This window comes from Candidatus Jettenia sp. AMX1 (assembly GCF_030263775.1).
Lineage (GTDB): Bacteria > Planctomycetota > Brocadiia > Brocadiales > Brocadiaceae > Jettenia > Jettenia caeni.
In genome coordinates this window covers 1-14,359 of the sequence record NZ_SZPP01000044.1, presented here as the reverse complement: position 1 = coordinate 14,359, position 14,359 = coordinate 1, and the positions used below count along the sequence as shown (strand labels likewise).

The window sequence follows — 14,359 nt, the reverse complement described above, 5'->3', positions numbered from 1 at the left end:
AAGGAGGTAAAAGACCGTGTCAGCAGTTGAAGATAAGGTTAAAGAAATTATTACAAAACAAATGGGAGTAAAAAGCGATCAGATTACAAAAGACACTTCATTTATCAATGATTTAGGAGCTGATTCTCTGGATACTGTAGAATTGATCATGGAATTCGAGGATGCCTTCGATATGAACATCCCTGACGAGGATGCAGAGAAAATACGTACCGTAGGAGACGCCGTTAAATATATAGAGGAACACAAATAAAAATGCAAGAGAAACGAAGGGTTGTTGTCACAGGCGTCGGGGCAGTTACGCCTTTAGGGCTGGAAAAGAATACACTATGGTCGGCGCTGTGCGAGGGAAAAAGCGGTATTAAACCTATCACTTCTTTTGATACCTCAGCATTTGATGTACACTTCGGCGGAGAAGTTAGCGATTTTGATTCCAGTAAGTGGTTCGATGTTAAAGAGGCGCGCCGGTTAGAACGCTTTACACAATTCTCCGTAGTCGCTTCTATAAATGCCATCAATGATGCCGGATTGAAATTGGATGACTACGATGCAACAAGGGTAGGGGTTTTAATTGGTTCTGGCATGGGTGGTTTACAAGAAATTGAAAGCCAACATAATATTCTTATCAACAAAGGTCCCTCAAGGATATCCCCCCTTATGATTCCTAAATTGATGGTTAATGCCGCTCCGGCGCAGGTGGCAATACGATTCGGGATCAAAGGGCCTAATTATGCACTGGTAACAGCATGCACCACAGGCGTTAATTCTATCGGAGAGGCAGTCAGGATTATTCAGAGAGGGGACGCAGAAATCATGATCGCAGGAAGTTCAGAAGCGATAATCACACCTTTAGCCCTCAGTGGATTTAGCGCCATGAAAGCACTTTCCACACGTAATGATGCTCCACAGAAAGCAAGTCGTCCCTTTGACAAAAATCGGGATGGTTTCGTTTTCTCAGAAGGAGCCGGCATCGTTGTACTGGAAGAATTTGAAACAGCAAAGAAACGAGGCGCAAATATCTATGCAGAGGTATCGGGATACGGACTTAATGCCGATGCCTACCATATTGCAGCACCAGAATGTAATGGCGATGGCGCGGCAAAGTGTATGAATAGCGCCTTAAAAGATGCCAACTGCAACCCGGAAGAAATTGACTACATTAACGCACATGCTACGTCAACTCCTCTCGGTGACAATATTGAAATAAAGGCTATTAAAAGAGTTTTTGGACCGTACGCCCCGCAAATTCCCGTGAGTTCAACAAAATCCATGTTAGGCCATCAGTTAGGGGCTTCGGGAAGTGTTGAGGTAGTGATCTGCGCCTTAGTAATTAAGGAAGGTATTATTCCTCCAACCATCAATTACGAGACACCTGATCCCGAATGCTCGGGACTGGATTTTATTCCTAATGTCGCTCGTGAAAAGAAGGTTAAACAGATTCTCTCCAACTCATTTGGCTTTGGCGGGCACAACGCCAGCATTATCTTAAAAGGATTATGAGAATAGGCACTACAATTTAATAAAATATATCATACCCCTGTAATCTTCCCTGAGTCTATTCACAGATAAGCAAGAGTGCTTATTACTATTTCCCCTATAAAAACTATAGTAAGTCTTACGGGAGAGTCTTTAGGTATTTCTTAATAGCATGATACATTTCTGGTAGTTTTTTCATTACTACCTGGATGCGTTTTTCATCGTTGATAGGCTTGGCTGGGGAACCCCATACAACAGAACCTGATTCTAAACTTTTATAAACATTTGAGCCTCCGCCAATAATACAGTTATCACCAATATCTACATGATCGGTAATGCCAACATCTTCTGCAATCATAACATTTTTTCCAATCCTGGTACTTCCTGCGATTTTGGCATATGCGATAAGTATGGTATTATCTCCTATAGTAACATTATGTGCAATATGCGAATGATTGTCTATTTTTACACCGTTCCCGATGATCGTCTTATCGAGCGCCGCACGGCAAATTGTTACCACAGCGCCGATCTCAACATCATCCCCTATTTCAACGGTTCCTATCTGAGGTATTTTCGTATGTTTACCCTGTATTTGGAGATAACCAAACCCATCTTCTCCAATAACGCTATTGCTGTGTATAATCACTCGTTTCCCAATGGTAACCTCCTCCCGAATAGTAACATGGGGATAAATAAGAGAACCATCACCTATAGAACTTTCTTTGCCGATAAATGTATTTGGATAAATGGTAACATTATTGCCTATTCTTACACGATCTTCAATAATAACATAAGCGCCAATAGAAACTTCTTTTCCCAGAATAGCCTCTTTGCTAATACTAGATAAAGGATGAATCCCTATGGGGCGATTGTGTTTCTCTTTAGCTATGACCTCCATGAGCTTAGTAAAAGCCAAAAATGGATTTGTTTCTATAACAATTTGCGGCCTTTTCAGCGTCCCAATCTCTCGATGTGTAACAATCACAGAAGCTTTCGATAGCAATGCCTGCGGAATTAATGTATCGTCTTTAATAAAGGTTATATCTCCCTCTTTTGCAGTTTCGATACTCGCAATACCTGTAATTATGGTATTTAAATTACCAATAACCCTTCCACCGGTAATGAGTTGAATTTGGCTTAGTGTATATTTCATAATGTATCAAAAGATATTTATGGAACATCGTATCATGGCAGGGAATCATAGTCAAACGAACTTTTATATTGACAAATTAGTCTATTAAAAATAATAATGTACACATTAAGCAATCAATATATCTATTTTTTTAATCTCTTATGATGCATTTGCCAAAAAGTAAATATTTTCAAAATTTCGATACTCTTCACGGGTATGATAACCATAGTAAATTTAACAATATCAATAATTTTAAGGAGTAAATCATATGTGCGGAATTGTCGGATATATCGGGTGTAAAGAAGCAGTCAAGGTTTTATTAGACGGCATCAAAAGGCTCGAATATCGCGGATATGATTCTTCTGGAATGGCATTTATTCAGAATGGTATTTTACATTGTGAAAAGGCTGTGGGTAAGATAGCTGAGTTAGAAAAGAGACTGAATGGGAATAATTTTCATACCTCTTTAGGCATTGTTCATACACGATGGGCGACACATGGCGCCCCCACCACGGAGAATGCTCATCCTCATGTTGATTGCAATAACGAAATTGCCGTAGTACACAACGGAATTATTGAGAATTATGATTATTTAAAATCAAAATTAGAGCAGGAAGGACATATCTTTAAGAGCGAAACAGATACAGAAGTACTGGCCCATCTTATTGAGAAATATTTTCATGGTGATCTTGAAACAGCCGTCATGGAAGCATTACGAGAGGTAGAGGGAACGTATGGTATTGCAGTGATTTCCCAGAAAAATCCCCGAAAAATTGTAGCGGCAAGGAAAGGATCGCCCTTAATGATAGGGATTGGAAATCAAGAATATTTTATAACCTCTGATGTTTCTGCTTCGCTGGAACATACCCGGGATGTGGTGTATCTGGATGATAATGAGATAGCTATTCTCACACCGGACCGCTACGAGACGAAGACCATACAAAATATCCGGACACATAAAAAAGTTGAGGAAATACTATGGAACCTGGATATGATTGAGAAGGGTGGCTATGAACATTTTATGCTGAAGGAAATTCATGAGCAACCTCAATCCCTAAGGAACGTTATGCGTGGGCGGGTGGAAAGTAATAACGACTCAGTAAGATTGGGAGGATTAATCCATTGCGAGCAAGACCTCCGGCAGGCCAGGCGTATCATAATTGTAGCCTGCGGCACATCATGGCACGCAGGGCTTGTAGGTGAATACATGCTGGAAGAATTTGCACGCATACCGGTTGAAGTGGAATACGCCTCTGAGTTTCGATATCGAAACCCTGTGATCGAAAAAGATACTATTGTAATTGCTATAAGTCAGTCTGGAGAAACGGCAGATACCCTGGCAGCTATACGGGAAGCCAGACAGAAGGGCGCCAAGATACTCTCCATCTGCAATGTTGTCGGCAGTACAATAGCAAGGGAAGCCGATGGCGGAATTTATTTACATATCGGCCCGGAGATTGGCGTTGCATCTACCAAAGCCTTTACAGCACAAATCGCGGTACTTTATTTATTCACCTCTTACATGAGAAATCTTAGATGCCCATCTTCCCCATTAGACTCAAATATGATTAAGGATATACAATCCATACCGGAAAAGATCCAAACTATCCTTAACATGGAAGAACATATCATTGAACTTGCAAAGTTATACAAGGATAGTGAACATACTCTTTATCTGGGAAGAGGATACAACTACCCCGTAGCGCTTGAAGGCGCATTAAAGCTAAAAGAGATATCATATATCCACGCCGAAGGTTATCCAGCAGCAGAGATGAAGCATGGACCTATTGCCCTCATAAACAAAGATATGCCCGTAGTCTTTATTGCAACAAGAGATAATGTTTACGGTAAGATTTTAAACAATATCGAAGAGGTTAAATCCAGAAAAGGAAAAGTAATTGCAATTGCAACTGAGGGAGATGATCAAATTGCAGAAAAGGTAAATCACGTCCTTTACATACCAAAAACTACTGATGTCCTGACACCTCTCCTGTCAGTAATTCCTCTCCAATTGCTGGCCTATCATATGGCAGTCATGAGAGGATGCGATGTTGATAAACCGAGAAATCTTGCAAAGAGTGTAACGGTTGAATAAGAGGTTCACTCTGAGGATGCGGGTAAAATTAAGTATAGATTTGGTAGGGGCGAACACAAGGTTCGCCCCTACCGGTTATTTACGCCTTACGTGAACAACTATTTTCTATTCAACATATAAACTAAAGCGCTAAAGATCTCTTAATCACTGGTAAAGTGAAATTTTGTTGCAAAACCGCTTCTCCCGTCATAATTCCACTCCTGGTTATCCTCATGAAACCGATGATTAACAGCCTTTCCCATATCTAATGTTAAATCAAATTCTTTTGCCCAGAGAGTAAAGTTCTTATTGACAATTTGAGTAGGTTTTCCCGGATCTCCCTGCCCATGCAACAGCTCAATATCTAATGATAATCTATTGGCTACTTCAGCCCTCTTACGCCATTCAGAAGATTCTACCTGGATAGGTAGATATCTTACGGTAATCCTTTCAGGTGGAACTTTGCCAAAACGAAATACATGATTTTTAAAAATATCCAATAATGCATTTTTCTGAATAGCGGAGGCGGCCTTATCATTTATATAAAAAACAATCCAATTTTTCTCCGGTGTTGCTGTCAGATCTGTTATTCCTATTACCGTCTGACCATCTAAATTATGCTGCCCGTAATTCCCTTTTAGAACACGAAAAACACCGGTAATCTTACATGTTTTATTATGGGTTGGCTCACTTCCGAAGAGACAAGGACAACCCGGATTGCAGGTACATCCCTCAAAATACTCACCTTCAATTGACCAGGAAGGACCAGCCCAAAGGGTGCTGGAGATACTACAAAGTAGAATAGCAGAGATTACTCCAGGTAGTAAATATCGCAATCTTCTCATCATTCCTCTCCTTCTAAAAGTAACTGTGAACCTATAAGGAATTGAAACAATCATACAAAGAAAGAATTGTTCCGCTTCACAAGTCTTTCATTCAAGATAATTTACCATAAGAGGCTCCAGAGTATTTGTCATTGTGAGGGTTTTTTTCCCGAAGCAATCTTTTCTCAACTATTCAAGAGATTGCTTCGGACAATGCCCTCGCAATGACACGTTAAACACAACATGGACAAACGGAGAGACTACAGTCCGTGCCACCCTGAAAACCGCTTACAGAAATGAAAATTCCTCTACAATCAAGTTAAACCGCTTAATTACAATTCTGATGAAATATATACCTCTAAAACTTCCCTTGTAAGACGAGGACATACTTTTATCAATAGAGTATAAAAATGTGGATTCGTCTCAGCTTAACCGCTCTCATCTTATTTTCGAATAAGGGGAACAAACCGTACAGGGATAATGGATTTCTTTATAATATTCTCAGAAGCGTCTTTGGTAATCAGCATCAGATCCTGCACTGCATACATACCACCCACAGGAATAACCATACAACCGCCAGGCTTAAGCTGATCAATAAGTGGTTGAGGAATATGCTCTGCCGCTGCTGTAACGATAATGGCATCAAAGGGGGCATGTTCAGGCCATCCCTTATAACCGTCACCAATCATACCCTTCACATTCGTATAACCCAGCGCTTTTAAATTTTTTATAGCCTCTTTGCCGAGTTTTTCTACAACCTCTATTGTATATACCTGTTTTACCAATCTTGAGAGAACAGAGGCCTGGTAGCCTGAACCTGTTCCCACTTCCAACACAATGTCATCTTTGTCTACCTTTAATAATTCTGTCATAAAGGCAACTACATATGGTTGAGAAATAGTTTGTCCAAATCCAATAGGCACCGGCCGGTCTGAATAGCTAAAGACACGATTTTCTTCCGGAATAAAGAAGTGACGAGGTATACACTTCATTGCATCGAGTATTTCTTTATCCTTTATACCTCGGGAGGCAAGCTGTTCTTCCACCATCCGTTCCCGTTGCCGTTTAAAGACACCCTCGTCCGTTACAGAGCTTTTAATCCCCAGAGCAGAAACCGCGCTATTAAACGTAGATAAGCTGATAAAAGAGATTGTACTCACTATGTATGAGGTAATAAATATAAGCGAACTTGTCTTCATTATGAATTTATTTTTCACATATAGATAACTTTATGATTCTATAAACATTCCACCCCTATGGGGTTGTTTTTCAAAAAATTACAGGGTTACGAGTTTAAAATTTAGCATAAATAGTAAAAAAATAACCATGGAGCATTTCTCCGTACAGAATAGGTTTTGGGATAGCTTCTAATCACATCCACCAAATGAGCATCCATACATGATATAAACTCATTATCGGTCAAACATCACCATGTCTGCAATGTACTAAGGTGTAACTATAATGGAAACATCTTCTCTTGTACGTACTTCACCGATAACATCGGCAGTCATAACCCCCTTCTCTTTGAGTTTTGCACAAAGTACTTCAACTTTTTCTTCCGGAAGTGAGATAAGCAGGCCGCCGGAAGTCTGGGCATCGAATAAGACATCTACCAATTCCTCACTTACGTTAGGATCTATTCTAATCGCATCTTTTAAATATTTCTTACTAAGCTTTGATACCCCCGGTATCAATCCCATCCTGACATAGCGTTCACAACCTTCGAATATAGGCACATGACCAGCAAAGAAAGATAAGGTAACCATACTGGCTTCTGCCATCTCATGCGCATGGCCTATAAGCCCAAAACCAGTAATATCCGTGCAGGCATTCACATTTACTTCCAGCATAACTTCAGAGGCTGCCTTATTTAACAAGACCATACTCTTCGTTACAATACTTATATGCTCCTCAAGAACTTTCCTGGCCTTAATAGCCGAGATAATTAATCCCGTCCCTAACGGTTTTGTTAGTACCAATACATCTCCTACCCTGGCACCTGCATTCGTTACAATCTTCTTAGGATGAATAATTCCCGTAACGGATAATCCATATTTAATCTCATTATCCTGTAACGTGTGACCACCCACAATGGCAGCTCCTGCCTCATTGACCTTATCTGCTCCACCCTTAAGTATTTCTGTCAAAATATCCTTATTCAGTGTCTTGAGAGGATAACAAAGGATATTCATAGCCGTGAGAGGTTTGCCTCCCATAGCGTAAACATCGCTTAAGGCATTAGCTGCTGCTATCTGTCCGTAATCATACGGATTATTCACTACCGGTGTAAAAAAATCAAGGGTTGATACCGTAGCTATTTCCTCAGTAATCTTGTAGATACCGGCATCAGCAAAGGTTTTGGGGCCGACTAACAGATGTTCATCCGGATACTCCGGTAAATTACGAAGCACATACGCCATGTCTTCAACGGGGATCTTACCAGCTCACCCGCCACACGTTGCGTAATCGATCAATCGCTTTTTTCTCCGTAACAGAGGTACCACCCCCTTTCATAAAAAAGCTGCCGTTTGTTCTATCGATTTTACTGAAACCACGACGTCGATGCCTCTTTTTTGTTGAATTTAGCATGGCACTCATCACAACTATTTACCACATTGAAAAAGGCTGTCGTGGCCTTATCTTTATTTTTCTCCTGACAGGCACTGATTAACTGTAATGCACTGAGATGAAATTTAACATCCAGATTTATAAACTCCAAAGGCAAGTCATCTTTATTTGCACCTGTAAAAACCACGGGACTTGCCGCTTTCAGTTTTTTTGTATCTTCTTTAATATCATTCCAATTCTGCTGGTTAATTGATGTTGATAAATGTTTTAACAACACCTTAATATTTTTCATATGTACCAGAAAGCCCTCTTCATTTTTAATAAACCCAAGCTCTTCATTTGCCTTAACTTCCTTTTGCCCCCTTTCGCCGGATATACCTCTCTCCTCCAGCTTTTCCGTTTCTTTTTTACCACAACCGAACATACATACTATGAGAATTGCTAAAATAATAGATTTCTTCATGTAAGGCACCTAAAAATTAAAGATTTATGAAAATTAATAAAATTTTATGTTAAACGTTCTTCTTCAAAAAATCAACTTTTTATTCCTCACACTACGCTTAAAGACTTTCCAATCTTCTCAAAACACTCCACCGCCCAGGTAAGATCATCCTGATTGTGTGCAGAGGAAAGCATTACACGAATGCGCGCCTTATCCATAGGTACTGTAGGATAGCCAATAGCCTGGGCAAAGATTCCTTCCTGAAATAATTTTTGACTAAAATCTTTAGCTGTCTTAGCATCTCCTATGATAACAGGGGTAATAGGTGTTCTTGTGTAGCCAAGGTCAAATCCGGCATGTTTCATTTTCTGCTGAAAAAATGCGGTATTATCCCAAAGTTGTTTAACGAATACATCTGAAGTACTGAGAATATTCACGGCTTCAATACAAGCTGCTACATCGGCGGATGCAACAGCGCTGGAAAAAAGGAATGGACGTCCCTTTTGTGACAAGTAATCTGTTATCTTTTTCTTTCCTGCAACATAACCACCTACCACTCCGAGTGCCTTTGACATGGTACCTGTCTCAATATCGACTTTGCCATGGAGACCAAAATGGTCAACAACACCCCTGCCACCTCGTCCCAAAACACCTTCTCCATGGGCATCGTCTACCATAGTAATTGCACCAAAAGCCTCGGCGATCCCTACAATTTCCGGCAGGGGTGCAATATCACCTTCCATACTAAAAACCCCGTCGGTAATAATAAGCTTACGCATAGCACTCTTTTCATTGAATATCTTTACCCGAAGGTCTTGTGGATCACCATGCTTATATCGTATAATCTTAGCCCTTGATAACCTACACCCATCAATAATACTCGCATGATTAAGTTCATCCGAAAGAACAACATCACCCTCACCAACAATTGCAGGAATAACGGCCAGGTTTGCACAGAATCCGGATTGAAAGGATAAAGCACACTCCACCCCCTTAAAAAGTGCAAGCTTTTGTTCCAACTGTTTGTGCAGGAGTGTCGTTCCAGCAATAGTTCTTACCGCTGCCGGCCCTACACCGTAGGTTTCAATAGCTTTTTGTGAGGCTAACTTTAATCTGGGATTATTGGCAAACCCAAGATAGTTATTTGAGCAAAGATTTAATACCCGTTTTCCCTCTACCATAATCCACGCCCCTTGCGGTCCCTCAATGGTGCGGATATGGATTAATAGTCCTGTTTCCTTAAGTCTGTTAAGTTCTTCGGTAATAAAATCAAGTTTATCCATAATACATATCGCTCCTTTTACATTTTTAAAATAACCTTTCCACATCTTCCATCTTTCATAAGCTTCATACCCTTCTCATAGTCTTTTAATGAAAATTGATGAGTAATGACAGGGCTTGGATCAACGAGGCCGGAAGATAAGAAACGCGATGTCTTATACCACGTAGAGAATATCTTGCGACCAGTAATCCCATAAATACGTATCTTTTTAAAGATAACATCCTTATTCAAATCGATATGTACCCGCCGTTCATAAATACCCAAAATAGATATCCTTCCTCCCGGCGTGATAGCTTTTAAACCTTGGTTCAGAGCCTGATTATTACCGGAAAATTCCAGAACTACGTCTATTCCACTATCCCTTGTAACCTCCAGAGCAGTTTGGACCACATCTTGTTTTCTGGGATTAATGATACTATGTGCTCCCATTTTCTTACCGATAGCTAACCGATAATCATTAGGATCAGAAATGATAATGAGTGAGGCGCCACAAGCTTTGGCAATACCCGTAGCAAAAAGTCCAATTGGTCCAGCCCCAAGAATTAAGACAGTCTTAGCCGAAACATCCTCAGCCAAAACGGTATCAACAGCATTTCCAAACGGCTCCTGAATAGTTGCCCATTCATCCGGAATATGGGAATCATTTTTCCATAAAACATGTTCAGGCAAGACAAGAAATTCGGCAAAGGTGCCATCATGGTCAACTCCTAACAGCTTAAAATTTTTACAAACCTCCGAGTATCCGTTATTGCACTGATAACAATACCCACAGGTAAGATGGCTCTCAGCCGAAACACGATCTCCAATCTTTACCTGAGTAACCTCATCACCTATCTTTATTACGTTTCCGACGAATTCATGTCCTATAATACGAGGTGGTAGAAAACGATGTTGCGCCCAACGTGTCCAGTCAAAAATATGCACATCTGTACCACAAATAGAGGCAACCTTTACTTTAATCAGTACATCTTTTAACCCTACCCTTGGAGCAGGTACTTCCACAAATTCCATACCTCTTGTGCGTTTTTTTTTAACAATAGCCTTCACGGAAGAACACCTCTTTCTTTATTATTCCTTACTGTTGACTCAGGATTCCTCTTCTTTCACCGTGTATCATGTCACGCTTTTTTATAATGCATATGTGTGCCATGTCACATCTTTCAAACTTTACAACTTATCTCCCCTGTCTATCCATATCAAAATATAACTAATTGTAAAATAAATTTTTAGAACTATTTCTTCATTTTATAAATGTGTGTTTATCGTTCAAAATTTATTAAAGTTTATTGGCATGAGCATTGCTCTTTTTAATACTGCAAAGAATTTATTTTCTATAATAAAAGAATTCTCAAGATGTTGCAACATGCAAGAAATAATCATCTTTATAAGATAAAAATCAGGTATTTACTGATCAAATTGAGAATGATAGGTATAAATATTGTACAGCAAAGCTACTCTTACGGCAAAGTGTCACAATGAATTTACTATGGAAAACCTTACAAGTTTGTGAAAGTGTTTTCGTACCTTACTGAATTTTTTCATTAAACAATTTACAGAGGAGGCGGGAAAATGTTAAAAAAATTTGGTTTTAGTTTTTCTATTGTAGGCGCACTGATATTTAGTATCGTTGTTGTAAATAACTCTTTTAGTAGCTCTGCCGTAGCACAACATTATCAAGTCCTTCAGCCAGACGGAAAGGATGTAGCAAAAGACGAGGGAAAGAAGGAAGGGGCGAAAGAAGGAGTAAAGGCAGAAGGACAGAAGGAAGAAAAGTGTGAGAAGTGTAAACATATACCGTCTCAGCCAGAGGGCGATTGCAGATGCGATTGCCATCACAGGCACCAATAAACCCTGGAAGATCAGAAATAAAAAAGGCAACTCATATGAGTTGCCTTTTTTATAGTCAAAAGCATCTATTTTTCGTAATTACCCAAATACTATTCAAGCTGATACCCAATCATTTTCTTTGTATATTTTACAAGACTGTTCTTCTCTTTTCTGTTTACTTACAATATTCCCACAGTTTTTACACGCCAGATGTTGAACGCTCACAAAAAATGAATTTGCCAGTTTTTCGCCTTTGGCAGGAATGATTGATAAACCTGTTTTAGACTCTTGCATGGGTAGGGCAATAATGGCGCCCAGGGTAACCATAACAGCTTTTATACCTTCTGTATCCATGATTTTATACTAAGATTAAATCCTAACTGTATAAAGGAAAACACTATTTTCTTGGAGGAAAAAATGCAATAGGCTTTACTTTGTCTGTACGGGAAGTTTTCTCTTATTCTTACGCAGCCTCGTTGCTATGCAAGCAGAGTAATGCCAGAGAGCGCCCTACTAATTCATATGGCTCATTCTCACCCTTCGATTGAAACCGCCGTATTCCCGTTTCTGATCTGGTATCCAGGAGTAAATCCCACAGCATTTTCGATGGTTTAGATGGCAAGATAAAGGAAACCTGATCATAATGGGCATTGAGCAGGAACAAAAGGGTATTATCTTTTATTGGATTACCACGATCATCAGTCTCTTCAATAGCATCGCCGCTCAGCCGAAGCCCCAGACAACGGGTGTTTTGATTATTCCAGTCCTCTTCAATCATCTCCTTTCCATCCGGTCTGAACCAGGTTAAATCTTTAATCTTAGAACCACGAATCTTTCTTCCCTGGAAAAAGTGTCTCCGCCGTAAAACCGGATGTTCATAAGAGAGTTTAATTACGTATTGGGTAAATTCTAAAAGTTCACGTTGTGATTGGTTCAAATGCCAGTTTATCCAGGAAATTTCATTATCCTGACAATAGGTATTATTGTTTCCCTTCTGAGTCCTTCCGATCTCATCACCAGCCAGGAGCAATGGGACTCCCTGCGATAGGAATAGAGTTGCCAGGAAATTACGCTGCTGGCGCGCTCTTAAGACAAGGACTAACGGATCTTCGCTCGGACCTTCTGTTTCACAGTTCCAGCTCAGATTTTCATTCGTACCGTCCCGGTTATCCTCTTTATTAGCCTCATTGTGCTTTTCATTATAACTAACTAAGTCACGCAAGGTAAAACCATCATGGGCTGTTACAAAATTAATACTTGCATATGGCTTTCGCCCGCTTTTCCCGTAAAGGTCACTGCTTCCTGTTAATCGGTAGGCTAAATCGCCAATCTGCCCGGCATCTCCTCTCCAGTACCGCCGCACAGTATCCCGATATTTTCCGTTCCATTCAGCCCAAAGAACAGGAAAGTTTCCCACCTGGTACCCTCCTTCACCCAGGTCCCATGGCTCGGCAATTAACTTTACCTGTGAGAGCACAGGATCCTGGTGAATAATATCGAAAAACGATCCTAAACGATCTACCTCATGGAGCTCTCGCGCCAGTGTTGATGCCAAATCAAACCTGAACCCGTCGACGTGCATCTTAAGCACCCAGTAGCGCAAGCTATCCATAACAAGTTGAAGCACGTGGGGATGCACCATATTTAACGTATTCCCGGTTCCCGTATAGTCCATATAGTAGCGATGATTTTCCGGTACTAAACGATAATAATTGGCATTATCAATCCCTCGAAAGGAAAAGGTAGGACCCAGATGGTTCCCTTCGGCAGTATGATTGTAAACCACATCCAGGATTACCTCGATCCCCTCACGGTGGAGTGTCTTAACCATAGTTTTAAACTCCGTCACCTGCTGCCCTAAAAACCCGCTGCTTGAGTATCGGGATTCCGGTGCAAAGAAACCAATTGAATTGTAACCCCAATAGTTAGAAAGCCCTCGATCCACAAGGTGTTTATCGTTTACAAAATAATGTACCGGCATTAACTCTACTGCCGTAATCTTCAAAGAGTGGAGATGATCAATAACCGCCGGTGTGGCAAGGCCAGCATAGGTACCCCGTAACTCTTCAGGTACATCCGGATGGCAAGCAGTAAAACCTTTAACATGCAATTCATAGATAAGTGTCTTATACCATGGGATTCTTGGATACACATCATCTGCCCAGCTAAATGCTTCATCTACAACGACACACTTAGGGAGATGGGCAGAGCTATCGCGATCATCCTGAGAAAGATCGGCGGCAGGATCCCCCATCTTATAACCAAAAAGTGCATCGCTCCATTTAATATTCCCGGCAATAGCCCTGGCATATGGGTCCAACAATAGCTTGGCAGGGTTAAATCGGTGACCTTCTGCCGGTGCGTAAGGGCCATGCACCCGATAACCATACAGTTGCCCTGGACGTACCTCGGGGAGATAAATATGCCATATCTGATCAGTTTGCTCAATTAACTGAATCTTGGAAATTTCCTGATTTCCATCGGGTCCATTAAATAAACATAACTCCACTCTTGTAGCATTTTCTGAAAAAAGTGCGAAGTTAACTCCGGAACCATCCCAGGTCGCTCCCAGTGGATATGGCTTCCCTGGCCACATATTCTTAATCTCCTTCATCCTGTTTTCGCTCCTTTCATAAAATAGGCCTTCGGCGACTTTTTCCCCTCCCTTGAGAGACTGTGTCATAATTACCCAGAAAGGGTTGGATTCGTTCTTTAATCAGAGAGAAAAATACTCTCG

General features: G+C 40.6%; 13 protein-coding genes. 4 read left to right on the top strand and 9 right to left on the bottom strand.

Annotation, left to right across the window (positions count from 1 at the left end):
• Positions 1-16: 16 nt before the first annotated feature.
• Positions 17-250, top strand: coding sequence for an acyl carrier protein (gene acpP / locus FBQ94_RS13310; protein ID WP_007220294.1), 234 nt, complete (start codon positions 17-19; stop codon positions 248-250).
• Positions 251-252: 2 nt separating this feature from the next.
• Positions 253-1,497, top strand: coding sequence for a beta-ketoacyl-ACP synthase II (fabF, locus tag FBQ94_RS13305; protein WP_007220295.1), 1,245 nt, complete (start codon positions 253-255; stop codon positions 1,495-1,497).
• Positions 1,498-1,612: 115 nt separating this feature from the next.
• Here the strand turns inward: fabF and lpxD are convergent, their stop codons facing one another.
• On the bottom strand, positions 1,613-2,626 hold the full coding sequence (gene lpxD, locus FBQ94_RS13300) for a UDP-3-O-(3-hydroxymyristoyl)glucosamine N-acyltransferase (RefSeq protein WP_007220296.1): 1,014 nt from the start codon (positions 2,624-2,626) through the stop codon (positions 1,613-1,615).
• A gap of 247 nt (positions 2,627-2,873) precedes the next feature.
• Here lpxD and glmS point away from each other — a divergent pair, with 247 nt between their 5' ends.
• Complete coding sequence (glmS, locus tag FBQ94_RS13295; RefSeq protein ID WP_007220297.1) at positions 2,874-4,700, top strand: glutamine--fructose-6-phosphate transaminase (isomerizing); 1,827 nt, start codon at positions 2,874-2,876, stop codon at positions 4,698-4,700.
• 140 nt (positions 4,701-4,840) lie between these two features.
• Here glmS and FBQ94_RS13290 read toward each other — a convergent pair whose 3' ends face one another.
• From FBQ94_RS13290 to tdh, 6 genes are all read right to left on the bottom strand, one after another.
• Positions 4,841-5,527: a DUF1326 domain-containing protein gene (locus FBQ94_RS13290; RefSeq protein WP_285442185.1), complete on the bottom strand. Its 687-nt coding sequence runs from the start codon at positions 5,525-5,527 to the stop codon at positions 4,841-4,843.
• Positions 5,528-5,946: 419 nt separating this feature from the next.
• A complete protein-coding gene (locus tag FBQ94_RS13285) occupies positions 5,947-6,702 on the bottom strand; it encodes a protein-L-isoaspartate(D-aspartate) O-methyltransferase (protein ID WP_007220299.1) in 756 nt (251 codons plus the stop codon).
• Positions 6,703-6,948: 246 nt separating this feature from the next.
• Positions 6,949-7,998 (bottom strand): selenide, water dikinase SelD, encoded by a 1,050-nt coding sequence (gene selD / locus FBQ94_RS13280; protein ID WP_502872696.1) that lies wholly within the window; start codon positions 7,996-7,998, stop codon positions 6,949-6,951.
• 47 nt (positions 7,999-8,045) lie between these two features.
• Positions 8,046-8,534: a hypothetical protein gene (locus FBQ94_RS13275; protein WP_007220301.1), complete on the bottom strand. Its 489-nt coding sequence runs from the start codon at positions 8,532-8,534 to the stop codon at positions 8,046-8,048.
• An 86-nt stretch (positions 8,535-8,620) separates the two neighbouring features.
• The gene (locus FBQ94_RS13270) at positions 8,621-9,796 is read right to left on the bottom strand and encodes a glycine C-acetyltransferase (protein ID WP_007220302.1); all 1,176 of its coding nucleotides are present in this window, start codon (positions 9,794-9,796) and stop codon (positions 8,621-8,623) included.
• A 17-nt stretch (positions 9,797-9,813) separates the two neighbouring features.
• The gene (gene tdh / locus FBQ94_RS13265) at positions 9,814-10,842 is read right to left on the bottom strand and encodes an L-threonine 3-dehydrogenase (protein ID WP_007220303.1); all 1,029 of its coding nucleotides are present in this window, start codon (positions 10,840-10,842) and stop codon (positions 9,814-9,816) included.
• 522 nt (positions 10,843-11,364) lie between these two features.
• On the opposite strand from tdh, the gene FBQ94_RS13260 reads away from it, so the two are divergent.
• Positions 11,365-11,643 (top strand): hypothetical protein, encoded by a 279-nt coding sequence (locus tag FBQ94_RS13260; RefSeq protein ID WP_007220304.1) that lies wholly within the window; start codon positions 11,365-11,367, stop codon positions 11,641-11,643.
• Between the two features lie 93 nt (positions 11,644-11,736).
• Here FBQ94_RS13260 and FBQ94_RS13255 read toward each other — a convergent pair whose 3' ends face one another.
• On the bottom strand, positions 11,737-11,976 hold the full coding sequence (locus FBQ94_RS13255) for a hypothetical protein (RefSeq protein WP_007220305.1): 240 nt from the start codon (positions 11,974-11,976) through the stop codon (positions 11,737-11,739).
• A 109-nt stretch (positions 11,977-12,085) separates the two neighbouring features.
• Positions 12,086-14,236, bottom strand: a complete 2,151-nt coding sequence (glgX, locus tag FBQ94_RS13250; protein WP_040543406.1) for a glycogen debranching protein GlgX — start codon at positions 14,234-14,236, stop codon at positions 12,086-12,088.
• Positions 14,237-14,359 lie beyond the last annotated feature (123 nt).